The organism is Streptomyces deccanensis, from assembly GCF_022385335.1.
GTDB classification, from domain to species: Bacteria; Actinomycetota; Actinomycetes; order Streptomycetales; family Streptomycetaceae; genus Streptomyces; species Streptomyces deccanensis.
This window is the reverse complement of sequence record NZ_CP092431.1, coordinates 6,449,445-6,476,148: the sequence shown is the minus strand read 5'-3', so window position 1 is coordinate 6,476,148 and position 26,704 is coordinate 6,449,445. Positions and strand designations below refer to the sequence as shown.

26 protein-coding genes and 1 riboswitch are annotated in these 26,704 nt (G+C 71.9%); of the genes, 10 read left to right on the top strand and 16 right to left on the bottom strand.

What is annotated here, in order from left to right; genetic code table 11:
* Nucleotides 1-74 precede the first annotated feature (74 nt).
* The 3 genes from L3078_RS28920 (at nt 75) to L3078_RS28910 (ending at nt 1,843) form a co-directional block, all read left to right on the top strand.
* Nucleotides 75-482 (top strand): hypothetical protein, encoded by a 408-nt coding sequence (locus L3078_RS28920; protein ID WP_239756844.1) that lies wholly within the window; start codon nt 75-77, stop codon nt 480-482.
* Nucleotides 479-997 (top strand): thiol-disulfide oxidoreductase DCC family protein, encoded by a 519-nt coding sequence (locus L3078_RS28915; RefSeq protein WP_239756843.1) that lies wholly within the window; start codon nt 479-481, stop codon nt 995-997. Before L3078_RS28920 ends, L3078_RS28915 begins: the two co-directional genes overlap by 4 nt.
* 168 nt (nt 998-1,165) lie before the next feature.
* The gene (locus L3078_RS28910) at nt 1,166-1,843 is read left to right on the top strand and encodes a TetR family transcriptional regulator (RefSeq protein ID WP_420864192.1); all 678 of its coding nucleotides are present in this window, start codon (nt 1,166-1,168) and stop codon (nt 1,841-1,843) included.
* Between the two features lie 122 nt (nt 1,844-1,965).
* On the opposite strand, the gene L3078_RS28905 is transcribed toward L3078_RS28910, so the two are convergent.
* From L3078_RS28905 to L3078_RS28890, 4 genes are all read right to left on the bottom strand, one after another.
* On the bottom strand, nt 1,966-2,361 hold the full coding sequence (locus L3078_RS28905; protein ID WP_239756841.1) for an ATP-binding protein: 396 nt from the start codon (nt 2,359-2,361) through the stop codon (nt 1,966-1,968).
* Between the two features lie 117 nt (nt 2,362-2,478).
* Nucleotides 2,479-4,032 carry an ABC transporter substrate-binding protein gene (locus tag L3078_RS28900; protein ID WP_239756840.1) on the bottom strand — a complete coding sequence of 518 codons (1,554 nt, stop codon included), beginning with the start codon at nt 4,030-4,032 and terminating at the stop codon, nt 2,479-2,481.
* A gap of 193 nt (nt 4,033-4,225) precedes the next feature.
* Nucleotides 4,226-5,575 (bottom strand): metallophosphoesterase, encoded by a 1,350-nt coding sequence (locus L3078_RS28895; RefSeq protein ID WP_239760503.1) that lies wholly within the window; start codon nt 5,573-5,575, stop codon nt 4,226-4,228.
* The gene (locus L3078_RS28890) at nt 5,575-5,832 is read right to left on the bottom strand and encodes an SCO4848 family membrane protein (RefSeq protein ID WP_239756839.1); all 258 of its coding nucleotides are present in this window, start codon (nt 5,830-5,832) and stop codon (nt 5,575-5,577) included. Before L3078_RS28890 ends, L3078_RS28895 begins: the two co-directional genes overlap by 1 nt.
* Nucleotides 5,833-5,959: 127 nt before the next feature.
* Between L3078_RS28890 and L3078_RS28885 the strand changes: the two genes are divergently transcribed.
* Nucleotides 5,960-7,255, top strand: coding sequence for a D-alanyl-D-alanine carboxypeptidase family protein (locus L3078_RS28885; RefSeq protein WP_239756838.1), 1,296 nt, complete (start codon nt 5,960-5,962; stop codon nt 7,253-7,255).
* A 79-nt stretch (nt 7,256-7,334) separates the two neighbouring features.
* Here the strand turns inward: L3078_RS28885 and L3078_RS28880 are convergent, their stop codons facing one another.
* From L3078_RS28880 to L3078_RS28870, 3 genes are all read right to left on the bottom strand, one after another.
* Nucleotides 7,335-8,234 carry a YihY/virulence factor BrkB family protein gene (locus L3078_RS28880; protein WP_239756837.1) on the bottom strand — a complete coding sequence of 300 codons (900 nt, stop codon included), beginning with the start codon at nt 8,232-8,234 and terminating at the stop codon, nt 7,335-7,337.
* Between the two features lie 104 nt (nt 8,235-8,338).
* On the bottom strand, nt 8,339-9,403 hold the full coding sequence (locus tag L3078_RS28875) for a decaprenyl-phosphate phosphoribosyltransferase (protein ID WP_239756836.1): 1,065 nt from the start codon (nt 9,401-9,403) through the stop codon (nt 8,339-8,341).
* A complete protein-coding gene (locus tag L3078_RS28870; protein WP_239756835.1) occupies nt 9,396-9,938 on the bottom strand; it encodes a phosphatase PAP2 family protein in 543 nt (180 codons plus the stop codon). Before L3078_RS28870 ends, L3078_RS28875 begins: the two co-directional genes overlap by 8 nt.
* 143 nt (nt 9,939-10,081) lie before the next feature.
* Here L3078_RS28870 and L3078_RS28865 point away from each other — a divergent pair, with 143 nt between their 5' ends.
* Together L3078_RS28865 and L3078_RS28860 are read left to right on the top strand one after the other, a co-directional pair.
* The gene (locus tag L3078_RS28865; RefSeq protein ID WP_239756834.1) at nt 10,082-11,704 is read left to right on the top strand and encodes an FAD-binding oxidoreductase; all 1,623 of its coding nucleotides are present in this window, start codon (nt 10,082-10,084) and stop codon (nt 11,702-11,704) included.
* A gap of 56 nt (nt 11,705-11,760) precedes the next feature.
* Entirely contained in the window at nt 11,761-12,516 is a 756-nt protein-coding gene (locus L3078_RS28860; protein ID WP_239756833.1) for a decaprenylphospho-beta-D-erythro-pentofuranosid-2-ulose 2-reductase, read from the top strand.
* Between the two features lie 71 nt (nt 12,517-12,587).
* Here L3078_RS28860 and L3078_RS28855 read toward each other — a convergent pair whose 3' ends face one another.
* The gene (locus tag L3078_RS28855; protein ID WP_239756832.1) at nt 12,588-13,169 is read right to left on the bottom strand and encodes a 2'-5' RNA ligase family protein; all 582 of its coding nucleotides are present in this window, start codon (nt 13,167-13,169) and stop codon (nt 12,588-12,590) included.
* A 248-nt stretch (nt 13,170-13,417) separates the two neighbouring features.
* Nucleotides 13,418-14,431, bottom strand: a complete 1,014-nt coding sequence (gene trpS / locus L3078_RS28850) for a tryptophan--tRNA ligase (RefSeq protein ID WP_239756831.1) — start codon at nt 14,429-14,431, stop codon at nt 13,418-13,420.
* A 100-nt stretch (nt 14,432-14,531) separates the two neighbouring features.
* On the opposite strand from trpS, the gene L3078_RS28845 reads away from it, so the two are divergent.
* From L3078_RS28845 to L3078_RS28835, 3 genes are all read left to right on the top strand, one after another.
* Nucleotides 14,532-15,155, top strand: coding sequence for an RNA polymerase sigma factor (locus tag L3078_RS28845; RefSeq protein WP_239756830.1), 624 nt, complete (start codon nt 14,532-14,534; stop codon nt 15,153-15,155).
* A complete protein-coding gene (locus L3078_RS28840) occupies nt 15,148-16,143 on the top strand; it encodes a hypothetical protein (RefSeq protein ID WP_420864114.1) in 996 nt (331 codons plus the stop codon). The genes L3078_RS28845 and L3078_RS28840 overlap by 8 nt, the downstream gene beginning before the upstream one ends.
* 100 nt (nt 16,144-16,243) lie before the next feature.
* Nucleotides 16,244-17,011: a hypothetical protein gene (locus L3078_RS28835; RefSeq protein WP_239756829.1), complete on the top strand. Its 768-nt coding sequence runs from the start codon at nt 16,244-16,246 to the stop codon at nt 17,009-17,011.
* 78 nt (nt 17,012-17,089) lie between these two features.
* On the opposite strand, the gene L3078_RS28830 is transcribed toward L3078_RS28835, so the two are convergent.
* The 4 genes from L3078_RS28830 to L3078_RS28815 all read right to left on the bottom strand — a co-directional run bounded on the left by L3078_RS28830 (nt 17,090) and on the right by L3078_RS28815 (nt 21,518).
* Nucleotides 17,090-18,538 carry a glycine hydroxymethyltransferase gene (locus L3078_RS28830; protein ID WP_239756828.1) on the bottom strand — a complete coding sequence of 483 codons (1,449 nt, stop codon included), beginning with the start codon at nt 18,536-18,538 and terminating at the stop codon, nt 17,090-17,092.
* 31 nt (nt 18,539-18,569) lie between these two features.
* Nucleotides 18,570-18,658, bottom strand: a riboswitch (ZMP/ZTP riboswitch).
* 83 nt (nt 18,659-18,741) lie between these two features.
* The gene (locus tag L3078_RS28825) at nt 18,742-19,926 is read right to left on the bottom strand and encodes a glutathionylspermidine synthase family protein (RefSeq protein WP_239756827.1); all 1,185 of its coding nucleotides are present in this window, start codon (nt 19,924-19,926) and stop codon (nt 18,742-18,744) included.
* A 21-nt stretch (nt 19,927-19,947) separates the two neighbouring features.
* Entirely contained in the window at nt 19,948-20,337 is a 390-nt protein-coding gene (locus tag L3078_RS28820; protein WP_239756826.1) for a hypothetical protein, read from the bottom strand.
* 152 nt (nt 20,338-20,489) lie between these two features.
* Entirely contained in the window at nt 20,490-21,518 is a 1,029-nt protein-coding gene (locus L3078_RS28815; RefSeq protein WP_239756825.1) for a helix-turn-helix transcriptional regulator, read from the bottom strand.
* 63 nt (nt 21,519-21,581) lie between these two features.
* On the opposite strand from L3078_RS28815, the gene L3078_RS28810 reads away from it, so the two are divergent.
* The gene (locus L3078_RS28810; RefSeq protein ID WP_239756824.1) at nt 21,582-22,808 is read left to right on the top strand and encodes an epoxide hydrolase family protein; all 1,227 of its coding nucleotides are present in this window, start codon (nt 21,582-21,584) and stop codon (nt 22,806-22,808) included.
* A gap of 13 nt (nt 22,809-22,821) precedes the next feature.
* On the opposite strand, the gene L3078_RS28805 is transcribed toward L3078_RS28810, so the two are convergent.
* From L3078_RS28805 to L3078_RS28795, 3 genes are all read right to left on the bottom strand, one after another.
* Nucleotides 22,822-23,625 carry a hypothetical protein gene (locus L3078_RS28805; protein ID WP_239756823.1) on the bottom strand — a complete coding sequence of 268 codons (804 nt, stop codon included), beginning with the start codon at nt 23,623-23,625 and terminating at the stop codon, nt 22,822-22,824.
* A 145-nt stretch (nt 23,626-23,770) separates the two neighbouring features.
* Nucleotides 23,771-24,760, bottom strand: a complete 990-nt coding sequence (locus L3078_RS28800; RefSeq protein WP_239756822.1) for a malate dehydrogenase — start codon at nt 24,758-24,760, stop codon at nt 23,771-23,773.
* Nucleotides 24,761-25,179: 419 nt separating this feature from the next.
* On the bottom strand, nt 25,180-26,601 hold the full coding sequence (locus tag L3078_RS28795; protein WP_239756821.1) for a helix-turn-helix domain-containing protein: 1,422 nt from the start codon (nt 26,599-26,601) through the stop codon (nt 25,180-25,182).
* Nucleotides 26,602-26,704: the final 103 nt, after the last annotated feature.

Below are 26,704 nucleotides of genomic sequence, written 5' to 3'. Positions count from 1 at the left end.
GTGTTCAAAAATAGCGCTACAGTCTCCCCCAGGACGCTTTGAACGCGTTCAAGAATGCACTGAGGGGTGGGGACATGGATCTCACGGTCGTCGCGTACGTCGTCTATTCGCTGGTCAGCGTGGGGCTGACGGTGTGGGTGGCACGGACGCTGAGCAGGAACGGGCGGATCTTCCTCTCGGACGTGCTGCGAGGGAACGAGAGCCTCGCGGACGCCGTGAACCACCTGCTGGTGGTCGGGTTCTACCTCGTGAACCTCGGCTTCGTGGCGCTGTACCTGAACGCCGACGGCGCCATCAACAGCCCCCGCGAGGTGTTCGAGGCGGTGTCGGCGAAGCTCGGCGTGGTGCTGCTCGTGCTCGGGGCGCTGCACCTGGGGAACGTGTTCGTGCTGAACAAGTTCCGGCGGCGGGGCGTCATGGAGCGGGAGCAGCTGCCGCCGGTCGCACCGCAGGGCTGGGTCACTCCGACCGGGCGCGTATGAGCGCCGCGGCCGGGCCGGCCGCCGTGGACCGGGGCGCCGAGCGCGTCCCGGTCCACGGGCTCACCGTGCTGTACGACGCCGGGTGCGGGCTGTGCGCCTTCCTGCGGGAGTGGCTGGGAAAGCAGCGGCAGTTGGTCCCGCTGACCTTCGTGGCGGCGGGTTCGGAGGAGGCACGGCGGCTGTTCCCGTCGCTCGATCATGGGGCGACGCTGGAGGAGATCACGATCGTGGGGGACGGCGGGCAGGTGTACCGGGGCTCCGCCGCCTGGATCGTGTGTCTGTGGGCCCTGCGCGAGCACCGGCCGCTCGCCCACCGGCTGAGCACCCCGGCCGGGGCCCGGCTCGCGCGCACCGCCGTCCTCACCGCCGCGAAGTGGCGTGGCGCCCACCGGCAGCCCGGCTCGGGCTGCGGGAGCGGCGGGGCCGAGCTGACGGGATGGGCGTACGACCGGCGGTACGGGTGGGTGTACCGGAGTCCCGGTGCCCGCGACACCGGTACGTGCCCGACTCGTTAGGCTCAGCCCGTGCCCGCAGCGAACGACAGCCCCAGCCCAGAGCCCTTCGACGACCAGCTCGGCGCGGAGCCGGGCGGCCCCGGGAACGGCACGGAGGCCGGCGGCCCCGGGGGCGGCACGGAGCAACCCGGCCCCCGGGGCACCGCCAAGTCCGAGCAGACCCGCGCGCTGATCCTTCAGACCGCGCTACGGCTCTTCCAGGAACGCGGGTACGACAAGACGACGATGCGGGCCATCGCGAAGGAGGCCGGGGTCTCCGTCGGGAACGCGTACTACTACTTCGCCGGCAAGGAGCACCTGATCCAGGGGTTCTACGACCGGATCGGCGCGGAGCACCTGGTGGCCGTGCGGCCCGTGCTGGAGCGGGAGAAGGATCTGGACGCGCGGATCGCCGGGGTGCTCAAGGCGTGGCTGGACGTGGCGGAGCCGTACCACGAGTTCGCGGCGCAGTTCTTCAAGAACGCGGCCGATCCGCAGAGCCCGCTGAGCCCGTTCTCCCCCGAGTCGCAGGGGCCGCGCGAGGAGTCCATCGCCATCCACCGCGAGGTGCTCGCCGGGTCCAAGGCCAAGGTCCCGGACGAACTCCGGGACATCCTCCCCGAGTTGATGTGGCTCTCCCTGATGGGGCTCGTCCTGTACTGGGTCTTCGACCGGAGCGAGGGGCGCGCCCGCAGCTACCGGCTGGCCGAGCGGGGGGCCCGGCTGACCACCCGGGGCGTCTCGCTGGCGCGGTTCCGCGCCCTGCGCCCCCTGGTCCGCGAGGTGCACGAGCTGTTCACGGACTTCCTGCCGGGGATGACGAAGGGGGCGCCGGAGGCGGGCGGCGAGGCGCGGGCGGCAGAGTGATCGCTTTCGGGTGAACGGGATCGAACGGGACACTTGGCTCCGCTCCTGCCTACGAGGATGGCCTCGACACCAGCCCACAGGAGGCATGGGCACGGCCCCGGGTGATGGCCTGAAAGTGACGGTCATCCTCCCAGCAGCGCCCAGACCGTCTTCCCGTGCCGTCCCCGGCTCCACACCCCCCAGGCCTGGGCGAGGTGCTCCACGAGCCACAGTCCCCGCCCCGCTTCCTCCCAGTCCCCCGCCTCCCTGACGCGGGGCACGACCGTGCTCTCGTCGGACACCTCGATCAGACAGGAGCCGTCCGCGAGGGCGGTCACGGCGACCTCGAACTCCCGCTCCAGCAAAGGTCCGTGGCGTACGACGTTGGTCGCGAGCTCGGAGACGACGAGGACGACGTCCTCCAGTGCCGCGGAGCCTTCCTTGTGCCCCCAGTCGACCAGATGTTCCCTTACGCGTCGCCGGACGAGCCCCACGGACGCGGGATGGCGGGGCAGCCGGAAGGAGTTGCGTCTCAACACGTGTGCTCCTCACCCCGGACACACCCCCAGCACAGAACGATGCGGGGGCCGGGCACGCCGTGTCACTCCCGGGGTCGTCCGGCCCGCGACTTCGCGTCAGCTGTCACGCGGCGTCTGTCATATCCACCCCAGCCGCCACAGCCGGAAGATGCCGGTCCCGTCGGACAGGTACTGCGCCCCGCCGACGTCCTCGCTGCTGAGCACGTACTCCTTGCGCTGCCACAGCGGGATCATCGGCACGTCCTGGGCCACGACCTCCTGGAGTTCCTTGAAGTCCGTCGCGGCCCGGCTGCGGTCCTCGTAGCGCTGGCTGTCCTTGATCAGCCGGTCGGCCCGCGCGCTGCTGTAGCCGTTGTCGAGCGAGCCGCCGGTGCCGACCAGGGGGCCGCTGAAGGTGTCGGGGTCGGGGTAGTCGGCGACCCAGCCCACCCCGTACGCGTCCAACTTGCCCTCGGCGTACCGCTTCTGGAAGGCGGTCCACTCGTACGCCTTGGTCGTCACGTAGAACAGGCCGCTCGCCTCCAGCTGCTCCTTCAGTTCGGCGGCCTCGGCGGCCGCCGAGCCGCTGCCCTCGGCGTAGCCGAAGGTGAAGCGCACGGGCATGCCGACCCCGGCCTCGTCGAGCAGCTTGCGGGCCCGCTGCGGGTCGGGCCGGGGGTTCGCGTCGAAGAACGAGGTCGTGTGGCCCGTGATGCCGGCCGGGATGAGCGAGTACAGGGGTTCGGTGGTGCCCTGGTAGACCTCGGCGACCAGCTTCTCGCGGTTGATCAGCGCGGCCAGCGCCTGGCGCACCCGGCGGTCCTGGAACGGCGAGCCCACCCGCACGTTGAGCACCAGGTTGCGGGTCTCGGTGCTGTCGGCCTCGACGACCCGCTGGCCGGGGTCGCTGGGCGAGAGGGCGGCGAGCGTCGCGGGCGGCAGTGTCCGGGTGGCGACGTCCACCTGCCGTGCCTTCCACGCCTTCTGGAGCGCGGCCGAGTCCGCGTAGTGGCGCATGAGGACCGGGCTGCGGGCGCCCTCGGCGGCGCCCCGGTAGTCGTCGTCGGGGGTGAGGCGGGCCTGCCCGTCCGTGTACGAGGTCAGGGTGTAGGGGCCGGTGCCGTCGGCGCCGCCGTCCGTGCGCAGCCGGTTGACGGGGTACCTGGTCCGGTCGACGATCGCCCCGGCGCCGGTGGCGACCTTGAACGGGAAGGTGGCGTCCGGCGAGGAGAGGCGGAAGGTGACGGACAGCCCGTCCGCGCCGACCGACCGGAGGGTGTCGAGCAACGCGGCCGGCCCGACGTCGGAGTTGATGCGCTTGACCCGGTCGAAGGAGTACTTGACGTCCTTGCCGGTGACCTCGCGTCCGCTGGGGAATTTCAGGCCCGGGCGCAGGGTGCAGCGGTAGACGGTGAGCGCGTTGCCGAGGAACTCGCAGTCGCGCGCGGCGTCCGGTACGGGTGCGGCGCCGCCCGGTTCGAAGGTCAGCAGTGACTGGAACACGTTGTTGAACAGGGCCCAGGACCCCGCGTCGTAGGCCCCGGCCGGGTCGAGCGAGGTGATCTTGTCGGTCGTGCCGACGACGATCGTCCTGTTCCCGTCCCGCTGGGCCGGCAGCAACTGCCAGCCGCCGATCGCCGCGATCGCCACCACCAGCAGCGACGCGAGAATCCGCAAGCGAACCGACCGCATCGGCGCCCCTTCCAAGGACCCCACCCGGCCCACTGGGCACAGTGGTTCCTCGGTGGCGCCGATCACCTAACCACAGTCGCCTGTGTTGACGGAAGGCGGGTTTTGTTGAGTTGAGAAAGAACTCAGTAAGGGTGCCGTCCGTATGTGACCGAAAGGCTCCCGTGCCGGGCACGGAAGCCTTCCTGACGACCCGTCACGCCTGCTTCGAGGCCAGCTCCACCACGGTGATGTCCGACGGCGCCCCCACCCGCACCGGCGGCCCCCACGCGCCCGCGCCGCGGGTCACGTAGAGCTGGGTGTCGCCGTAGCGCTCCAGGCCCGCGAGGGTCGGGTTCGCGGCCTGGGCGACATAGGTCATGGGCCACATCTGGCCACCGTGGGTGTGACCGGAGAGCTGGAGGTCGACGCCGTGGTCGACGGCGTCGTGGATCTGGACGGGCTGGTGGGCCATGAGCACCACGGCCCGCGAGGTGTCCCGGTCGCCGAGCGCCTTGGCGAAGTCGGGGCCCTGGCCCTCGTCCTCGCCCGCGATGTCGTTCACCCCGGCGAGGTCGAGGTACGGCAGTTCGCGGCGCGCGTTCTCCAGCGGCGTCAGGCCCAGCCGGCGCACCTCCTCGACCCACTGCTCGGCGCCGGAGATGTACTCGTGGTTGCCGGTGACGAAGTAGCTGCCGTGCCGTGCCTTCAGTCCGGCGAGCGGTGCCGCCGCCGGACCGAGGTCCGCCACGTCGCCGTCGACCAGGTCGCCGACCACCGCGATCAGGTCGGGCTGCGTCGAGTTGATCGTGTCGACGACCTTCTGCGCGAAGCCTCGGCCCAGCATCGGCGAGAGGTGGATGTCGCTGACCACCGCGATCCGGAAACCGTGCGCGGCGCGCGGCAGCTTCGCCAGCGGCACGGTGACCCGCTTGAGCTTGGGCCCGCGCACGACGCCGTAGGTGCCGTAACCGACCGTGCCCAGGGCCGCGGCGGCGACGGCCCCGCCCACCACCCGGGAGACGAAGAGCCGGCGGGAGGGGTCGGCCGGGGGCGCGGGGGCGGCCGGGGCCGGGGGTTCCGTCGAGTGCGGCTGGCCCGGCTGCCCGGGTTCGGTGGCCTCCGCGGAGTCGGCGGGCGGAGCGGAGTCGGCGGGCGGTGCGGGCTGCGCGCCGGCCGGGACGGGTTCCGGCTCGCGCACCACGGGCTCCGGTCGTGGCTCCGGCCGCAGCGCGGGCTCCGGGGCGCGCCGCTCCATCAGACGGCGCAGGAGAGGTCGTACAAGCTCCCCCACCAGAAGGGCGAGGAGCATGTACAGCGCGAAGGCGAGCCACATGAAGCCCGGCCAGGTCAGCGTCTGCTGCAGCCAGAAGGGCGCGTGCATGCGTTCGGCCGCGAAGCCGGCGATCATCAGCACCGGCCCCGCGATGAACACCGCCGTGCCCACGCGTCTGGCCGGGCCCGGTCCGCGTGTCGTGTCCCGCACCAGGCGGCGCCACGCGTACCAGTGCAGCGCCCCGAAGAGGGCCAGCACCAGCACGAGCACCAGAACGAAGACGACGATCATCACGTGGCACTCCCGGTCGCGGCCCGGCGGAGGGCGCGCACCCCGCGCAACCCGATGACGCCGATGACCGTCCCCAGAACAAAGGAGACGACGGCGAGCGTCAGGTGCACCCAGAAGTACGCCGTCGGATCACCCGCGTCGTCGAACGCGAGCCCGCTGCCGTCCTTCCAGAGGTTTTTGACGAAAGCGATCCAGATGACCCAGCTCCACACCCCGAAGGCGAGCAGGAACCAGGAGAGGGGGCGGCTGAGCTTCATGCGTTCAGTATCGCCGCCGTCCGTCCGGGTATCGCGCCGGGGTGTGTGCGGGGGCGTGAACAGGAGCGTGAGCGCCACGGGGCGTTCCAGTGGGATTTACCGGTCGGAGCCATGTACTTTCTCGATCGTGTCCGCCTCCAAGAAGACCGTCAGGCGCCCCCTGCTGGTCACCTCAGCCACCCTGCTGTCCCTCTCCCTGGCCTCACTGCCGATGCTGACGGCCGGCCCGGCCTTCGCGGCGAAGCCGTCGCCCAGTGCGAGCGCCTCGCCGTCCGCGACTCCCCCGGCGAACATGTCGACCGTCGGCGGCGAACTGTTGGGCCGGCCCGGTACCCAGGCCAATCTCGGCAGTGACGCGCCCGTGCTGCCCAAGGGCATCAGCGCCCGCTCCTGGATCGTCGCCGACGCCGATACGGGCGAGGTGCTGGCCGCGCACAACGCGCACTGGCGGCTGGCCCCGGCGAGCACGCTGAAGATGCTGTTCGCGGACACGCTGCTGCCGAAGTTCGACAAGAACGACAAGCACAAGGTCGCCGCGGCCGATCTGGCGGGCGTGGGCGCCGGCTCCAGCATGGTCGGCATAAAGGAGGACGAGACGTACACCGTCGACGACCTCTGGCTCGGTGTCTTCCTTCGCTCCGGCAACGACGCGGTGCACGTCCTGTCGGCCATGAACGGCGGGGTGAAGAAGACCGTGGCCGACATGAACGCGCACGCCGAGGAGCTCCAGGCGCTCGACACGCATGTGGTCAGCCCGGATGGCTACGACGCCAAGGGGCAGGTGTCGTCCGCGTACGACCTGACCCTGATGGCCATGTCGGGGCTGCGGAAGGAGGATTTCCGGAAGTACTGCTCCACCGTGCGGGCGAAGTTCCCCGGCGAGACGAAGAAGGGCAAGAACGGCAAGAAGAGCCGTTCGTCCTTCGAGATCCAGAACACCAACCGGCTGCTCACCGGGGACAGCGGTCTGGACTCCTACCAGGGCATCGCGGGTGTGAAGAACGGCAACACCACGAACGCGGGCGCGACCTTCACCGGAGTCGCCCAGCGGGGCGAACGGGCCCTCCTCGTCACCGTCATGCATCCGGAGAAGGACGAGCACAACCAGGTCTACAAGGAGACCGCGAGCCTCCTCGACTGGGGGTTCAAGGCGGCGGGCAAGGTGACGCCGGTGGGTGAGCTGGTGCCGCCGAAGAGCGCGGACACCTCCGGCGGGGGTGCCGGCGAGCCGAGTGCGCAGCCGGGCGCCACCGCGTCGGCGTCCGCGTCCGGCGGGGCGGGGGGCAAGTCGGTCGCCGCGGGGGCCTCCGGCGGGGGCGGCGGGGTCGGGGTCGCCCTCGGGATCATGGGGGGCGTGTTGGTGTTGGTGGCCGGTGCGGTGTTCCTGGTGAACCGGAAGTGGCCGTTGCGGGGGGAGAAGTAGGGGCGGGCAGCGTCTGCCTGGTGGGGGCCGGATGCGGGGTGCCGGTGCGTCGTGGTGATCGCGCAGTTCCCCGCGCCCCTTACGGGGCGCTGTTACTGGCCGGGGGTGCCAGGTCCTCTGCATGCGCGCTCTCCTTGCTGCCCTCCGCCGTCCAGGCCGCGCAGTACAGCAGGAGCTTGGTGGTGAGGTTGATCCACAGGAGCAGGGCGATCGGGACTCCGAAGGCGCCGTACATGCTCTTCGAGGCGACGCCCTGGATGTAGCCGCTGAGCAGGAGCTTGAGGAGTTCGAAGCCCACGGCTCCTATGAGGGCGGCCACGACGAGGCGGCGGCGGGGCGGCTGGACGCCGGGGAGCAGCGTGAGGACGTAGAGCAGGAGCAGGAAGTCGGCCAGGACGGCGACGGCGAACGCGGCGACGCGCAGGAGGATCCCGCCCCACCCGTCGCGGTCGATGCCAAGCTGGTCGGCGAACCGGCCGACGGCCCAGGAGGCGGCGGCGGAAGCGGCCAGCGAGACGAGGACCGCGCCGCCCAGACCGACCAGCAGGCCCGCGTCCTTGCCCTTGGCGAGGACGGGGTTCTCGTCGGCATCCTCCTTCTCCCACACCGCGCGCAGACAGCCGCGCATCTCGCCGACCCAGCCGATGCCGGTGAACAGCAGCAGCGCGCCGGCGATGATCCCGACCGTGCCGGCGTTGTCGACGAGGCCGGCGATGTCGAGCTGGTCGGAGATGCCGGGCACCTGCTCGGCGAGCCGGTCCTCCAGCTCCCGCTGCTGGTCCTTGCCGAGGGTCGCCGCGACGATGGCCGCCGCCACGGTCAGCAGCGGGAACAGCGCCAGGAAGCTGATGAACGTCATCGCCGCGGCCAGCCGGGTCCACTTCACCCGCTCCAGCCGCTCGAACGACCGCCACGCGTGCGTCGCCATCAGACGCTCCACCTGAGGACCCACCCCGGGAAGCTTTTTCAGCCAGTCCATGATCCGAACTCTGCCCCAGTCGTCGACACCCGATACCGGGTACCCCCACACCGGTTCACGGATCCCCTCCGGACGTCATCGCTCCCGGCACCGCCGCGTCCGGCTCACCAGTCCGCCACCGCGAGCCCGTACATCGTCAGCCACACGAGTCCGATGAGGGTGAGGGCACGGTCGCGCAGGATGACGTCCTCGGGCTCGCCGGCGGTGCCCCGGTCGGCGAAGACGGCGTAGCGGAGGACGGCCAGGACGAAGGCGACCATGGACAGTTGCCGCCAGGGCAGCACGCCGGTGGTGGGTACGCCGCCTTCCTCCAGCGCCCAGAGGCAGTAGCCGAGTACGGCGACACCGGCGGCCAGTTGCCAGACGAAGCGGAGGTATCCGGCGGTGTACTCGGTGAGCAGGGCCCGGGTCGCGCCGGCCCGGTCGGCCAACTGCACGGCCTCCGAGTACCGCTTGGCGGCCACCATGAACAGCGCGCCGAACCCGGTGGTGATCAGGAACCAGCGCGAGAGCGGGATGCCCAGCGCGAGTCCGCCGATCATCGCCCGCATCAGGAACCCGGTGGTGACGACCGCCAGATCGACGACCAGGACGTGCTTGAGGCTGACGCAGTAGGCGAGTTGGAGGCCGAGGTACGCCGTCAGCAGCGCGGTGGTGTACGGCGGGCAGAGCCAGGCGGCGGCCAGCGGCGCGAGCACGGCGAGGGCGCCCCCGACCCCGTACGCGACCGGCACGGGCACCTGCCCGGCGGCGACCGGGCGGTGACGCTTGACGGGGTGCGCGCGGTCCGCGTCGGCGTCCCGGGCGTCGTTGACGAGGTACACGGCGGCGGCGCAGGCCGTGAAGAGGACGAAGACGAGCGGGAGTTGGACGAGTGCGCGGGGTGTGAACAGCTCCCCGGCGGCCGCGGGCGCGGCGACGACGAGGGTGTTCTTGATCCACTGCCGGGGGCGGGTCGTCCGGATGAGCCCGCGGATGAGGCCGGCCCTGGGGGGTGGCGCCTGGCCGGAAACCGCCGGGTGTTCGAGGACGCCGGTGTGCCCTGCCGCGGTGCGGTCGGGGGCGGCGAGGCCGCTCGCCGTGGGCCCGGTCGTCGTGCTGCCGGGCGTCATGGGCCCGGTCGCCGCGGTCCCGGCTGCCGCGGTCCCGGTCGCGGTGCGTTCAGTCATCGGCGCTCACCACCCAGCGCGCGCCCAGCCGTGCCGTGAGCGCCCCGAGGGCGACCCCCGCCGCCACGTCCGACGGGTAGTGCACGCCGACGACGAGCCGGGACAGGCACATCGCGGCGGCGAGCGGCGCGGCGGCGGACAGCAGCAGCGGGGCGCCCAGGGCTCCGTGGGCCACGACGGCGACCGCCGCCGCCGCCGAACTCGCGTGCGAGCTGGGGAAGGAGTGCCGTCCGACCGTGCGGACCAGGGGCTCGACGTGGGCGGGGCGCGGCCGTCGTACGACGCGTTTGACGCCCATGCTGGCCAGATGCGCCCCGGCGGTCAGCGCCGTGCCACGCAGCCACACGCGACGCCGCTCCCGGTCGACGGCGGCGCCCGCAAGGCCGACGGCGAGCCACAGCAGGCCGTGCTCGCCCACCCGGGAGAGCCCGCGTGCGGCGCTCGCGACACGTGGATCGGCACCACGGGCGTGCAGCGCGGAGAGCAGCCGCCGGTCCAGTCCCCGCACACCCTCGACGACGTCAACTTCATCCATGCGACGCCACTCTCGTAGGCGACCGGGTCGGAGCTACGGCAATCTTGAACGACATCCCACTAATCACCCATTTCGGTGAGGCGACAGAGCGGCCGTGCCGACGCGCCCGAATCCTCCGCATACGCGGCGATACGGTCGCGAGCATGCCAGCCGACGCCGCCTCGACCTCCCCGGCTCCCCCGCCCGCCGGCCCCCGCCGCCCCGTCCCTGCCTCCGTCCCCGCCCCTGTCCCGGGTCCCGGCCCCGCCTCCGCTCCCGTCACGGTCACCGGCTGGGGCCGTACCGCCCCGACCGCCGCCAGGCTGCTCCGCCCGCGGACCTACGAAGAGGCCGCGGCCGCCGTACGGGCGTGCGGGGCGCACGGGGCGCGCGGCGGGATCGCCCGAGGGCTGGGGCGGGCGTACGGGGACGCGGCGCAGAACGCGGGCGGCGCCGTCCTCGACATGACCGGCCTCGATCGCGTCCACGCCATCGACGCGGACGGCGGCACCGTGCTGTGCGACGCGGGCGTCTCGCTGCATCGGCTGATGGAGGTCCTGCTCCCCCTGGGCTGGTTCGTGCCGGTGACCCCGGGGACGCGTCAGGTGACCGTCGGCGGCGCGATCGCGGCCGACATCCACGGCAAGAACCACCATGTCTCCGGGTCGTTCGCCCGCCATGTGCTCTCCCTCGACCTGCTCACGGCCGACGGCGAGATCCGCACGGTCGTCCCCGGCACCCCGCTCTTCGACGCCACGGCCGGCGGCATGGGCCTCACCGGCGTCATCCTCACCGCGACCGTCCGCCTCCTCCCCGTCGAGACGTCCTGGATGTGCGTCGACACCGAACGCGCGCGCGACCTCGACGACCTCCTCGCCCGCCTGACCGCCACGGACCGCTACTACCGCTATTCGGTCGCCTGGATCGACCTGCTCGCCAGGGGCGCCGCGACCGGCCGGGCGGTACTCACCCGCGGCGATCACGCGCCCCTGGACGCACTGGAGGCACTGCGGCACGGCAACGATCCTCGGTCGTCGACGAGGACACCGGAGCCGGGGGCGCCGTGGCGGGCGTCCACGCGCGCGCGTGGGGGGCGATCCCCGTTCGGTGACGCGTTCCCGTTGCCGTCGTTGCCGTCGTCGTTGCCGTTGCCGTTCCGGTTCCGGAGGAACGTGCCCGCGGGGGGGCCGTTGGAGTTCCGGACGCCCCGCTTTCCCGCCGCCCCCTCCTTCGTCCCCGACGGTCTCCTCGGCCGCACGGCCATGGGGCTCTTCAACGAGCTCTGGTACCGCCGGGCGCCCCGGGCCCGCACCGACGAACTCCAGCGGCTCTCCACCTTCTTCCACCCCCTAGACGGAGTCCCGCACTGGAACCGGCTCTACGGCCGGTCCGGCTTCGTCCAGTACCAGTTCGTCGTCGGACACGGCCGGGAGGAGACCCTGCGCCGGATCGTGGCCCGGATCTCCGCACGCCGCTGCCCCTCCTTCCTCGCCGTCCTGAAGCGGTTCGGCGAGGGCGACCCCGGCTGGCTGTCCTTTCCGATGCCCGGCTGGACCCTCGCTCTGGACATCCCGGCGAGCATGCCCGGTCTGGGCGCCTTCCTGGACTCGCTCGACGAGGAGGTCGCGGCCGCGTCCGGCCGTGTCTACCTGGCGAAGGACGCCCGTCTACGGCCCGAACTGCTGGCCTCGATGTATCCGAGGCTCCCCGAATTCCGCGCACTGCGGCAGGAGTTGGACCCGGGCGGGGTCTTCGTGTCGGACCTGTCCCGCCGCCTCGGCCTGTGAGCGCGGTGCTCCGCGCGCGGTGCGCGCCTCTGTCCCCCCCACACCCAGGAGCTGTCATGAAGGACGCCTTCGGCACCCCCCAGTCCCTGCTGATCCTCGGCGGAACGTCGGACATCGCGCTCGCCACGGCACGCCGTCTGATCGCCCGCCGCACCCGCACGGTGTGGCTGGCCGGGCGCCCGTCGCAGGACCTGGAGAACGCGGCCACCCATCTGCGCGGCCTCGGTGCGGAGACCCACACCATCACCTTCGACGCGCTCGACCCCGAGTCGCACGAGGCGGTCCTCGGCAAGGTCTTCGCCGAGGGCGACATCGACATGGTCCTTCTCGCCTTCGGTGTCCTCGGCGACCAGGCGAACGACGAACGCGACCCGGTGTCCGCCGCGCGCGTCGCGCAGACCAACTACACCGGCGCCGTCTCGTCCGCCCTGGTGTGCGCGCGGGCGCTCCAGGCGCAGGGCCACGGCTCCCTGGTCGTGCTGTCCTCCGTCGCCGCCGAACGGGCCCGCCGCTCCAACTTCATCTACGGCTCCAGCAAGGCCGGCCTCGACACCTTCACCCAGGGCCTGGGCGACGCCCTGCACGGCACCGGCGCCCACGTCATGCTCGTCCGCCCCGGCTTCGTCCGCACGAGCATGACGGCGGGCCGCCCGGAGAGCCCCTTCGCCACGACGCCGGAGGCCGTGGCCGCCGCCATCGAACTGGGGCTGCGGCGCCGCTCGGAGATGGTCTGGGTGCCGGGTTCCCTACGCCTGGTGATGACGGCCCTGAGGCACGTACCGAGGGCTGTGTTCCGCCGCCTGCCGCTGTAGGACCTGCCGGGGCGGCGCCCCGAGAGGACCACCCTTTCCGGAGCGATCCGCCTACTGGGCGGCGCACCCGCTCACCGCGCGGGAAGCGTCGTGTCCCCGACGGGCGCCCCCGCCTGCGGCGGCACGACGGACCCGCCGAACACGAACTCCCGCAGCTTGCGCCAGACCCCGTCGGATCCCTGCTCGTAGAGCGCGAACCCGGTGCAGGGCCACTCGGCCTCGTACTCGGCGAGCTCCTCGAACGCCCGGTCCATCGCCTCCTCGGCGATGCCGTGCGCCACGGTGACATGCGGGTGGTACGGGAAGTTCAACTCGCGTGCCACCGGCCCCGACGCGTCCCGGACCTGCTTCTGCAACCAGGTGCAGGCCTCGGCCCCCTCGACGACCCGCACGTACACGACGGGCGACAGCGGGCGGAAGGTGCCCGTGCCGGCCAGCCGCATCGGGAAGGGCCGCCCGGCCGCCGCGACCTCACGGAGGTGCTGCTCGATCGCCGGGATGTCGGTGTCCTCGACCTCGGTCGGCGGCAACAGCGTGACATGGGTGGGGATGCCGTGAGCCGCGGCGTCGCCGAAACCCGTGCGCCGCTCCTGGAGCTGGCTGCCGTGGGGCTCCGGGACCGCGATCGACACACCGATCGTTACGGTCCCCACGTCGTCTCCTGTCGTCGTGTCGTGCGAGTTGTCGTCGTGTCGTGCGAGTTCGTCGTGCTTGTCAGCCACGGCCCGTCGTGACGGTCGCCGGTCGTACGGACTGTCGGTCGTTCTGACTGTCGGTCGTACCGGATATCGACTGTACGGCCACGGCGGTCCTCCCGGCAGGCGCAGCGGGAGTGATGTGTGGCGCTGTCGGTGGTGCGAGCGGTGGTGCGAGAGGCGCTCGGGGGCAGAGGTGGTGCGGCTCAGTGCTTGGCGGGCAGGAAGCCCACCGCGTCGTACGCCTGGGCGAGCGTCTCCGCGGCCACCGCGCGCGCCTTCTCGGCCCCCTTGGCCAGGATCGAGTCGAGCGTCTCCGGGTCGTCCAGATACTGCTGGGTGCGCTCCCGGAACGGCGTCACGAACTCGACCATGACCTCGGCGAGGTCCGTCTTGAGCGCACCGTAGCCCTTGCCGACGTACTTCTGCTCCAGTTCCGCGATACCCGCCCCGGTCAGGGTCGAGTAGATGCTCAGCAGGTTGCTGACGCCCGGCTTCTCCGCGGTGTCGAAGCGGATCACCGTGTCGGTGTCGGTGACGGCGCTCTTGACCTTCTTCGCGGTGACCTTCGGATCGTCGAGCAGGTTGATCAACCCCTTCGGGGTCGACGCGGACTTGCTCATCTTGATCGCGGGGTCCTGGAGGTCGTAGATCTTCGCCGTCTCCTTCAGGATGTACGGCTTCGGGATCGTGAAGGTCTCGCCGAAGCGGCCGTTGAAGCGCTCGGCGAGGTCACGGGTGAGCTCGATGTGCTGGCGCTGGTCCTCGCCGACCGGCACCTCGTTGGCCTGGTACAGCAGGATGTCCGCGACCTGGAGGATCGGGTACGTGAAGAGGCCTACGCTCGCGCGGTCGGCGCCCTGCTTGGCGGACTTGTCCTTGAACTGGGTCATGCGGGAGGCCTCGCCGAAGCCGGTGAGGCAGTTCATGACCCAGCCGAGCTGCGCGTGCTCGGGGACGTGGCTCTGGACGAAGAGCGTGCAGCGCTCCGGGTCGAGACCGGCGGCGAGAAGCTGCGCGGCGGCGAGCCTGGTGTTGGCGCGCAGGTCCGCGGGGTCCTGCGCGATGGTGATCGCGTGCAGGTCGACGACCATGTAGAAGGCGTCGTGGGACTCCTGCAGGGCCACCCACTGGCGGACGGCGCCGAGGTAGTTGCCGAGGTGGAACGAGCCGGCGGTGGGCTGGATGCCGGAGAGCACGCGGGGTCGGTCAGAGGCCATGCTCACCATTCTCTCAGGTGTCCGGGGGCGTTCCGGAACCGACCGGAAACAGATGTGACACGGGTGGGAACCGATCCGGTCCGGGCGGTGTACCCATGTTGTGAGAACGCGGGAGGGGGGCCGCATCGTCGATGAGGCCGCGGTGATCGCACGCGTACGCGCCGGGGAGCCGGAGGCCTATGCGGAGCTGGTGCGCGCCCATACGGGCATCGCGCTACGGGCGGCGCGGGCGCTCGGCGCCGGTGCGGACGCGGAGGACGTGGTGCAGCAGGCCTTCTTCAAGGCGTACTGCTCACTGGGCCGCTTCCGGGACGGTGCCGCGTTCCGGCCGTGGCTTCTGTCGATCGTGGCCAATGAGACGAGGAACACAGTGCGGACAGCGGGGCGCCAGCGATCGCTGGCCGACCGGGAGGCGGCCTTCGTGGAGGCCGAGCCGTTGATACCGCCCTCGGCCGACCCGGCGGTCGCCGCGCTGGAGATAGAGCGGCGTGTCGCGCTCCTGGGCGCCCTGGAGAAGCTGAGCGAGGAACACCGGCTGGTCGTCACGTACCGCTATCTGCTGGAGATGGACGAGCCGGAGACGGCGGCCGCCCTGGGCTGGCCCCGAGGCACGGTGAAGTCCCGTCTGAGCCGAGCACTGCGCAAGCTGAGCCGCCTCCTGCCGGAGTGCGAGCCGGGGCAGTCGCTGAGCCGGAAGGGCGGAGGGGGTGAGGGGCGTGCGTGAGCCGGACGGGGGCGGGGAGCGGGGAGCGGGAGAGCAGCGGGGCGAGGACGGTGGTCGTACGGGGCACCCGGGGCGTGCCGACGCGCGAGGGCGAGGACCGTGGCGGGACGCCTCCGGTCCCGGCTCCGGCTCCGGCTCCGAGGGTGAGGGTGAGGGGCGTGACGCCCGGTTGACCGGGGAGCTGCGGGCGCTCGGGCGGGCGCTGGACCGGCCGGGGAGCGACGGCGACGAGACCATGGTCGAGCGCGTTCTGCAGCAGATACTCGCCGAGCGGGTGCCGACCCCGGTGGCCGAGCCGCCGGGGGTCGGGCCGCCGGGGGCCGGAGAGCGGCTGGGGGCCGGAGAGCGGCTGGGGGCGGTGCGCCGGTGGGCCCGCACGCGGTGGCGCGCGCTGATCGCCGCGCTGTGCGGGCTGCTCACGGCCCTCGTCCTCACCCCTCCGGTGCGGGCGGCGGTGGCCGACTGGTTCCGCTTCGGCGGGGTCGAGGTGCGGTACGACCCGTCGGCGACGCCCTCACCGGGCGCGGGGGTGCCCGGATGCCCGGACCCGGTCTCGCTCACCGAGGCCGCGCGGCGGGCCGGGTTCGCTCCGCTCGTGCCGGGCGCGCTGGGCACCCCGGACGCGGTGTCCGTGACACGTGCGCCGAAGGACCGCTTCGTGATCACCCTCTGCTGGGAGGAGCGAGGAGGGACCGTCCGGCTCGACGAGTACGCCGCCCGGCTGGCCCCCGAGTACGGCAAGACCGTGGCGGGCGAGCAAGCCGTCGAGTGGGTCGAGCTGGGCGGGGGCGCGCACCACGCCCTGTGGTTCCCCGAGCCCCACCTGCTGCGCTTCTGGATGACCTCCGAGGACGGCTCCCGCTACACCCGCTCGGAGCGCACGGCGGGGCCCACCCTGCTGTGGGTCCATGACGACGCGTTCACGCTGCGGCTGGAGGGCGTGGAGTCGAAGGCGCGGGCGCGGGAGATCGCGGACTCGCTGGACTGATCGGTGCCGTTCGGATGGGAACCCCGGCGGGTCGAGCGGTGTACCAGGAATGACACCGCGAGTGCGGGAGGGCCGCACCGGGATCGATCGGGGGTGTCGGATGCGTGGACTGCGACAACTGACGGCGGCGGTGGGCGCGTTGCTGGGGGCGTTCGCCTTGGTACTGCTGGGGGCTCCGCCATCGGTGGCGGGCGGGCCGACCAGCGTGCTGCTGGTCTCTCCGACCAGTCAGCGGACGGCCTCGCTGTACGGCACACAGCGGGAGTACGGCGACCTGGAGAGGCTCCTCGCCCCTGCGGGCAGCGAGCTCGACCGGAGCCGCGAGGAGGCCCCGAAGTGGGGTCGGGAGGAGATATGGGGGGAGCAGATCAGCGACATGGTCAGCGTGACGTGGATGGTCCACGACGTGACGCCGTGGCGGCTGGACCGGGTCTACACGGCCGCGCCGGACACCAAGGACATCTGGATCCACACGACGCTCATCACCGGTGAGGAGACCTCGGGCGCCCCGGGCGACGGCGTCTGGCACCGGGCGAAGCAGCCGGACCAGCTGGGGAAGCTTCTCACCGGCCTGGAGATCCTGGGCGCGGCCCAGGGCGATCCGGACTCCGGCGCCCTCGTGCGGGACGAGCCACCTTCGAGCGACGCGACGGGCAGGCCCGCGGCAGGCGCCGCCGGGACGTCCGCCGAGGTCAGGGCCGCGACCGGCACACCCGGCCTGACCGACCGTGCCCACTGGGCGATACCCGCCCTGGCCGTGGGCCTGCTCCTCGGCTCCGGCGGTGCCACGCTCCTCCTGCGCCGCGCGGCAGCCCGGAACGGGTCCGGGCCGCCGCAGGGGCCTCGTCAGGAGCTGCTGGACGCCTGACTGACGACCGCCGGTAGGAGCCAGGGGCGGTCAGGAGCCGGTCAGGAGGCGCACAGCAGGTCGGCCAGGTCGGCCGGGTCAGCCGAGGTCGATCTCCGGGTACAGCGGGAAGCCCGCGACGAGGTCGGTGGCGCGACGGGAGATCTCGTCAGCGACCTTCGCGTCGAGGACGTGCTGGGCCTTGGAGGGGGCGCCCGACTTGGTGGTGCCGGGCTCGGTGGTGGTGAGGACACGGTCGATGAGGCCGGCGACCTCGTCCATCTCGCCGGTGCCGAGCCCACGCGTGGTCAGCGCGGGCGTGCCGATGCGGATGCCGGAGGTGTACCAGGCGCCGTTCGGGTCGGCCGGGATGGCGTTGCGGTTGGTGACGATGCCGGAGTCGAGCAGCGCGGCCTCGGCCTGGCGGCCGGTGAGACCGTAGGAGGTGGCGACGTCGATCAGGTTGAGGTGGTTGTCGGTACCGCCGGTGACCAGGGTGGCTCCACGACGCATCAATCCCTCGGCGAGGGCGCGGGAGTTGTCGACGATGCGCTGGGCGTAGTCCTGGAAGGCGGGCTGACGGGCCTCGGCGAGGGCGACGGCCTTGGCGGCCATGACGTGCGGAAGGGGGCCGCCGAGGACCATCGGGCAGCCCCGGTCGACCTGGTCCTTGAGGGAGTCGTCGCACAGGACCATGCCGCCGCGCGGACCGCGCAGCGACTTGTGGGTGGTCGTGGTGACGATCTGGGCGTGCGGTACGGGGTCGAAGTCGCCGGTGAGGACCTTGCCGGCGACGAGGCCCGCGAAGTGCGCCATGTCCACCATGAGCGTGGCGCCGACCTCGTCGGCGATCTCGCGCATGATCCGGAAGTTCACCAGACGGGGGTAGGCGGAGTAACCGGCGACGATGATCAGCGGCTTGAAGTCACGGGCGGAGGTGCGCAGGGCCTCGTAGTCGATGAGGCCGGTGGCGGGGTCGGTGCCGTAGGAGCGCTGGTCGAACATCTTGCCGGAGATGTTCGGGCGGAAGCCGTGGGTGAGGTGGCCGCCGGCGTCCAGGGACATGCCGAGCATGCGCTGGTTGCCGAAGGCCTGGCGGAGTTCGGCCCAGTCGGCGTCGGAGAGGTCGTTGACCTGGCGGGCGCCGGCCTTCTCCAGGAAGGGGGCCTCGACCCGGTCGGCGAGGACGGACCAGAAGGCGACCAGGTTGGCGTCGATGCCGGAGTGCGGCTGGACGTAGGCGTGGCGGGCGCCGAAGAGTTCCTTGGCGTGCTCGGCGGCGAGGGACTCGACGGTGTCGACGTTGCGACAGCCGGCGTAGAAGCGGCGGCCGACGGTGCCCTCGGCGTACTTGTCGCTGAACCAGTTGCCCATGGTGAGGAGGGTGGCTGGGGAGGCGTAGTTCTCGGAGGCGATCAGCTTGAGCATCTCGCGCTGGTCGGTGACCTCCTGGCCGATGGCGTCGGCCACGCGCGGCTCGACGGCGCGGATCACATCGAGGGCGGCACGGAAGGCGGTGGACTCGTGGGAGAGGGGCTCGGCTGACATGGGGACCTCCGGACGTTGCGTTCAGCGTTCACGGTACGGCCCAGGCGCACGGCACTCATCCTGCCCGGGTCGCTCCCCGATGGTCCGTCCCATCCCAGCGCGCCAGTCACGACCCACCGCTCACCCTATCGGGCTGGCGGGAGCGGCGGGCCGGGACGTCCACCATTCGAACGACGGGAGGAGGCAGGCATGTCAGAAGATCATCAGAGGATCACATGGGGGAGGAAACGGGCGTACTCGTCCGTGACCAGGCCCGAGGACTCGCGGATGCCGAGACCGGCGGACTCGTTCTCGACGACCCAGGCGCCGAGGACGACGTGGTTGCCGTCGAAGGTGGGGAGGGGGGCCAACTCCTGGTAGCAGCAGGGTTCTTCGCGGGGTGCGAAGGCGGTGTCCGGGGCGTGGAGGGTGACGCCGGCGCCCTCGCGGCCCAGGAGGGGTTTGGCGACGTAGCCGGTGGTGGTGGCCAGTTCGCGGGGGCCGTCGAGATAGGCGGGGAGGAGATGGGGGTGACCGGGGTACAGCTCCCAGAGGACGGCGAGGAGTGCCTTGTTGCTGAGGAGCATCTTCCAGGCGGGTTCGATCCACATCGTGGTGCCGGTGCCGCCGCCGTTGTCGAGGGTGGCGAGGACATGGGGGGCGAAGCGGTCGGTGGTGAGCCACTCCCAGGGGTAGAGCTTGAAGACGCTGCGGATGAAGCGGAGCTTCTTGTCGACGAAGCGTTCGGAGAGGCGGTCCCAGCCGATGTCCTCCATGGAGATCCAGTCGGTGGCGAGTCCGGCCTGTTCGGCGGTCTCCTTCAGATAGGCGACCGTCATCAGGTCCTCGCCGAGCTCGTCGCCGGCGGAGTGCGCGAAGTAGAGGGGGCTGCCCGGCGGCAGCAGGGGGGACTGTTTCCTCCAGGCGTCGACGAGGCGTTCGTGGAGGGAGTTCCACTGGTCGGCGCCCGGGAAGCGTTCCTCCATCCAGAACCACTGGGGGCTGGCCGCCTCGACGAGCGAGGTCGGGGTGTCGGCGTTGTACTCCAGCATCTTGGCGGGACCGGTCCCGTCGTAGCGGAGGTCGAAGCGGCCGTAGACGGACGGCAGTTCGGCCCGCCGGTGCCACGCCTCGGCGACGAGGTCGACGAGGCGTGGGTCGGTGATGCCGAGGTCGGCGAAGCGGTCCTCGGCCACGATGTGTGCGGCCGCCGCGAGACACATGCCGTGCAGTTCCTCGACGACCTCCTCCAGCGCCTCGACCTCGGGGAGCGAGAAGACGTAGTACGCGCTCTCGTCCCAGTAGGGGCGCAGGGAACCGTCGGGGTGGCGGGTCAGCGGGTAGATGAGCCCCTGTTCCTCGACGGTCTCCTGCCAGCCGGGGCGGGGTTCGATGGTGCGGCGTTCCATGGTGCTGCCTCGTCCGCCGGGTCAGCCGCCGCTGGAGCCGGAGCCGTCGCCGTCGCCCGAGCAGCCGAAGCCGTCCCGGTCGACGGCCTCGCTGCGGCTGAAGGTGCCGTAGTCGGCGCGGCCGCCGCTGACGTCCGCGTCGTAGTACCAGGCGGCGTCGACCGAGTCGCTCCGGCTGCGGTTGCCGCTGCTGTTGCTCTTGCGGTTCTTGCCGTACGACGACGAGGAGCTGGAGCTCGAGTTGCAGTTCTTGTCGGCGATGATCTTGTAGCCGTTGGCGTAGTCGTAGCTGTCGCGGTCCACGCAGCGGCGGTCCGGATCGGAACCGCAGGAGGTCAGGGCCGCAGCGACGACCCCCATCCCACCGAGTACGACCGTGCTGGACCGCAGCCGCCTGCGCTGTTCTCCCATGTGTGCTCCCCCGTGGGGCTCGTGAGCCCCGCCGTACCGGGGCCGGTTCGCGATGCGGTACGCGAAGATCGGCCGCCGTCTTATGTGCGCTTTACCGGCGCTCAGACTAGTGATCGACTCCCAGAGAGGGCCAACCGGGTGCGCAGCGGCCGCTACGGGCGGCGGATCGCCTTCAGCGAGCGTTCCGCCTGGGCGCGCAGGGCGTCGGCGAGTTCGGGTGCGGCTGACGCGTCCAGGGTGAAGTCGGCGTCCACCGAGGTGATCATCCAGGCGAGGTCGCGCGGGGTCTCGGCGCCCAGGTGCAGCAGACATCGGTCGTCGTCGAGGGGTTCGAGCACCCCCATGCCGGGCCAGAGCCGCTCTCCGACCGCTGCGGCCGGCTCGTGCAGGGTGACGGTGGCGCGGAAGGGCCAGGCCCGGGAGGAGAGTCGGTGGGCGAGATAGGTCGCCGCGTCGTCGTCGGGAAGAGCGCGCGGGACGAAGCGTGGTCCGGTCGGTGTGCGTGGCACGAGACGGTCGACTCGGAAGGTGCGCCAGTCGGCGCGGTCCGTGTCCCAGGCGACGAGGTACCAGTGCCGGTCGAAGCTGACGAGGCTGTGCGGTTCGACGGAGCGGACGCGAGGGGCGGAGGGGTCGGAAGCGGGCGGGGTGGAGGGCTCGGCGGCGGGCGGAGCGGGGGTGGAGGTGTGTGGGGCGGCGTAGTCGAAGCGGAGGCGTTCGTGGCGGCGGCAGGCTTCGGCGATGGTCATGAGGGTGTCCGGCGAGACCTTGGGGGCCGGGGCCGCTCCCGCGCGGACGGTGGCGTGGTGCAGGGTCGTCACCCGGTGCCGCAGCCGGGACGGCAGTACCTGCTCCAGCTTGGTGAGGGCGCGCAGCGAGGCCTCCTCGACGCCGGTGACCGTGCCCTCGGCGGCGGTGCGCAGGCCGACCACGACCGCGACGGCCTCCTCGTCGTCGAGCAGCAGAGGCGGCAGGCTCGCGCCGGCGCCGAGCCGGTATCCGGCGGCGCCCCGGGCGGCGTGCACGGGATAGCCGAGGTCACGCAGTCGCTCGATGTCCCGGCGCAGGGTGCGTCGGCTGACGCCGAGCCGCTCGGCGAGTTCGGCACCGGAGCGGTCGCGGTCGCGGTGGGTCTGCAGCAGGGCCAGCAGTTTCAGCAGGCGTCCGGAGGTCTCCAGCATGGTCATGAGGGTGCCGCAGAGTTAGGACCGAAGGTGACCCAACCGGTTCGTAGCGTCGGGGCCATGACGAAGCCGACACCCGATGCCCTTCCCGTGTCCGAGCCCCGCCCGGAGGCCCACGCCCACCCCCAGCTCCCCTCGAACTCCGAGCCCGTACCCGCACCGTTCCGGATCGCGATCCCGCAGGACCGGCTCGACGATCTGCGCAGGCGGCTCGCGGACACCCGCTGGCCCGACGAGTTGCCCGGTGTGGGGTGGAGCCGGGGCGTGCCGGCGGGCTATCTGAAGGAGCTCGCCGAGTACTGGCGCACCGGCTTCGACTGGCGGGCGCAGGAGGCGGCGCTCAACGCGTACGACCAGTACACGGCGGAGGTCGACGGGCAGAACGTGCACTTCCTGCATGTGCGGTCGCCGGAGGCGGGGGCCACGCCGTTGCTGCTGCTGCACGGGTGGCCTGGCTCGGTGGTGGATTTCCTGGATGTCATCGGGCCGTTGTCCGACCCCCGGGCCCACGGCGGGGACCCGGGCGACGCGTTTCACCTGGTCATCCCGTCGCTGCCGGGGTTCGGACTCTCCACGCCGCTGGCGGGGCCCGGGATGAACGCGGCCCGGATGGCCACGGTGTTCACGGGGCTGATGTCCCGTCTGGGATACGAGCGCTATGGGGTCCAGGGGTATGACACCGGGTCGTGGATCGCGCCCGAGATGGGCAAGCAGGCACCGGAACGGGTCGTCGGGGTCCATCTGAATGGCATGATCTCCTTCCCCGTCGGGGCGGAGGGCGAGATGGACGGCCTCAGCGAGGTCGAGCAGCAGCGCTGGCACACCATGCAGGACTTCAACGACGGCTATCTCCAGTGCAATTCCAAACGGCCGCAGACGGTGGCGTACGGGCTCACCGACTCCCCCGTGGGGCAACTGGCGTGGATCGTGGAGAAGTTCAAGGAGCTCACGGACCCCGAGGGCGGGCTGCCGGAGGACAGCGTGGACCGGGACCGGATGCTGACGAACGTCTCGCTGTACTGGTTCACCGGCACGGCGGCCTCGGCCGCGCAGATCTACTACGAGGAGATCTCCGCGCGTCCCTGGGGCGAGACCGACGGTGCCGGCGCGCGGGTGCCCACCGCTGTGCTGGTCTCGGCGCGCGATGTGACGGTCCGGCGCTGGGCCGAGCGGGACCACGACATCGTGCGGTGGACCGAACTCGACCGTGGCGGCCATTTCCTCGCCCTGGAGGCCCCGGAAGCGCTGGTCGAGGACCTCCGGGAGTTCTTCCGCGAGCTGCGGTGAAGGGGGAACATGTTCACCCCCGTAGGCAGGTCGCTCCCGTCGGGCACAGGGAGGTGACCGCCATCGTGACCGGCTCGCGCAGTGTGTCGAGCGGGGTCGACTCGGGGGCGCTGAGGCGGACGCCGTAGATCTGGTCGTCGGCCGTGCGGAAGCGGTGGTCGACGACCCGGCGGGCGCCCAGATCGCCGTCGCCGTCGAAGCGGTAGACGACCTCGGAGTAGCTGTCGTCGTCGGCGGCGCGGTCGATGACGCGGTAGCCGGGGAGGCGGGCGAAGCCGTAGTTCTCGTTCTCGGCCAGGTCCATGGATTCGGCGGGAGTGTCCTCGCTGACCTGGAACAACTGGAGGATCCGGCTGCCGTCCGGGGACTCGTACGTCACGACGGTGGGTTTGCCCGTCGGTGTCTTCGCGGTCCGGTCCCAGCCGGAGGGTACGAGGACGGTGAAGCCCGCCGGGTCGTCGGAGCGCACGTAGCCGGGGGCGCCGTCCACGCCACCCTGCGCGCCCCCGTCCTCGCCCCCACTTGAATCGCCGCTCGGCTCGTCGGACGTGTCCGATCGCTTCGGGGTGGCCGGGGCGGAGGTCCCGTCGTCCTGGGGGCCCGCCGCCGAGAGGGAGGGCGGGGGCGTGGAGGGGGCGGTGTCCGTGGCCGTCGTGCGGGCCGGGTCGTCGTCCCGGGCCAGGGACCACACCCCGAATCCGGCTCCGCCGCCGAGCAGCGCGGCGAGTGCGACGATGGCCGCCGTGCGTGGCCAGGGGCTGCCGGCTCCGGACGGCTCGTCCACCCAGCGCCCTTGGTGCGGGTCCCAGCGCGTCATCCCGTCCCCCTTGCCGACGTCGGCTTCTCATGACGTGCGTAGGCAGACGATAGCGGCGAACATGCCGAACAGGCCCCGTCCTGGTCGAAACCGGGACAGGGCCTGCTCGGGCAAGCTAAGGGGACGTCGCCCCCGGGAGGGCTGCTCAGATGAGGCCGAGCGCGCGGACCGCCTCGCGCTCCTCCGCCAGCTCCTGGACCGAGGCGTCGATACGGGCGCGGGAGAACTCGTTGATGTCCAGGCCCTGGACGATCTCGTACGTGCCGTCCTTCACGGTGACCGGGAAGGAGGAGATGAGACCCTCGGCCACACCGTAGGAGCCGTCGGACGGGATGCCCATGGAGGCCCAGTCGCCGTCGGCGGTGCCGTTGACCCAGGTGTAGACGTGGTCGATGGCGGCGTTGGCGGCGGAGGCGGCCGACGAGGCGCCACGGGCCTCGATGATCGCGGCGCCACGCTTGGCGACGGTCGGGATGAAGTCCTCGGCGAGCCACTTCTCGTCGTTGACGACCTCGGCGGCGTTCTTGCCGGCGACCGTGGCGTGGAAGATGTCCGGGTACTGGGTCGCGGAGTGGTTGCCCCAGATCGTGAGCTTCTTGATCTCGGAGACCGGGACGCCCGTCTTCTTCGACAGCTGGGTCAGCGCGCGGTTGTGGTCCAGACGGGTCATCGCGGTGAAGCGCTCGGCCGGGACGTCCGGCGCGGCGGCCTGGGCGATGAGGGCGTTGGTGTTGGCCGGGTTGCCGACGACGAGGACCTTGATGTCGTCCGCCGCGTGGTCGTTGATGGCCTTGCCCTGCGGCTTGAAGATGCCGCCGTTGGCCTCCAGGAGGTCACCGCGCTCCATGCCCTTGGTGCGGGGGCGGGCGCCGACGAGCAGACCGACGTTGGCGCCGTCGAAGGCCACGTTCGGGTCGTCCGTGATGTCGATGCCCTGGAGGAGCGGGAAGGCGCAGTCGTCGAGCTCCATGGCGGTGCCCTCGGCGGCCTTGAGCGCCGGCGTGATCTCCAGGAGGCGGAGCTTGACCGGCACGTCCGCGCCGAGCAGCTGGCCGGAGGCGATGCGGAAGAGCAGGGCGTAACCGATCTGGCCGGCCGCGCCGGTGACGGTGACGTTCACGGGAGTGCGGGTCATGGCGTTCTCCGTATGACAGCTGGCGGTGGGGCGTCCCTGCCCCGTGGGACGTACAAATGATCGATCTCTTGGCGTCAAGAGAGATCGGTGGTCAGGCTACCGCGCATCCGGGATCCCGGACGGCCGGGGTTCGTGTGGCCCACCCCACAAGTCGCGCCGCGGGGAGGACCACACGAAAGAGGCGGCCGCCGGTCCGGGGGGGGTGGGACCAGGGCGGCCGCCTGTGGGGGTGCCGGGCCGGGAGGGTGGTGCGTCTCCCGGGCGGGCCGGACTCCCGTGGGGGTACTCTCCGCCTGCCCCGGAGTCGGCCGGGCATTCCACTTGCACCGTGATTACTTTTCGGGCACCGGCGATGACGTGACGTGACCGCCGCCGGGGCGGCCGCTCGACGGGCCTCCGGGGGCTCGCCGGGCCGCCGCCTACCCCGTGCAGCCCTTCTGGCCCGAGGCCAGCGTCGCGCAGGCCGTGGCCTCGCCCGCGTCCTTGACGGCGACCATCTGGGTGTAGGCGATGTTGTCGCCGGCGGCTTCGATGGCGGCGGTCTGCTTGGTCTTCCCGACCGCGACCTGGACCTCGTCGCCCTGGGTGGCTCCGGTGATGCGCGCCCAGGCGGCCTGGCAGGCCTTGCTGTAGCGGACCTCGACCCGGGTCGTGCCGATCGTGGCCTCGTCGGTGGTCCGGACGAGGTTGCCGATGCACCCCATGGTCTCGGGGTCCTTGCCGTCACAGTCCTTGCCGCTGCACTTCACGCCGGCCGGGAGGTCGGGGTTCGTGCCGATCGAGGTCGACGGTGAGGTCGGGGGCTTGCCCTCGGCCTGGTCCTTGCCGCCACCGTTGGTGAGGAAGAACGCCGCCGCGATCACCACGAGCGCGCCGACGGCTCCGGCGAGGAACATCGTCACGCGCCGCCTCGGCCCGGAGTCGCCCTCGTCGGAACGGCCGCCACCGCCCGGCGGCGGCCCGAAGACCCCCGAGGGGGCCGAGGCGTCACCGGTACCCGAGGCACCGGCCGGGCCCCGGGACGACGACGCCGACGACACCGAGGCGGCCCCAGAGGCAGCCCCAGCGGCGGTCCCGGAGGAGACCGACGACGAACGCCCTCCCGCCAGAGCCGACGGCGAGGACGAGGACGCCGAGGACGAGGAGACCGATGGGGACGACGGGGACGACGGCGGTGCGGCTCCCCAACTGACGCGCGACGCGCCCCCGGCGACCGCCCCTGGCCCACCGACCCCACCCACCCCGCCGTACGGCGACCCGGAGGAGGAGACGGAGGGAGCGGAGGGAGCGGAGGGAGCGGACGGCGACGAGGTCGAGGGTGCGCCCGAACCCCCGTACGGCGAACCCCCGTACGGCGAGCGCGAGGCGCGATCGCTCGGGGAGCGCGGCTGCGGCGGGACGGTCGGCGAGACGCCCGCCGGTCCCGCCACACCCGGAGTCGCGGTGGCGCTGCGGCCCGCTCTGCCGTTTCTTCCGCCGCCCTTGACGGTGGACTGGCCGCCCGTCTCGCCGAGCGCGGCGCGGGCCTGGGAGATACGGATCGCTTCCATGGTCATGTCGTGGCGCATCTCCGAACGGCTCCAGGCACGCTCGGCCAGCTCCCACATGGTGGTCAGGTGAACGGGATCGGTACCGGTCACCTCGGCCAACGCGACGATCGCGCCTTTCGGCGCGAGCAGTCTGCCGTTGAGATACCGCTCCCAGGACGTCTTGCTGTAGCCCGTGCGGTCGGCCACCGCTGCGATGCTCAGCCCACCGCGGTCGACGAGCCGGCGGAGCTGGCCCGCGAACTCCCTGACCTGTGGATCGAGTTCATCCGGCAAGGCCCTCCAACGAGGCATTACTTCCCCCTCTTCCCCCCGTACGTCTCTCCGTACGACCCGGGGCCCTCTCCGAAGCCCCGTTCTGGCCTACCCACTGGGATGCGCCCGGCGGGGATGCCAG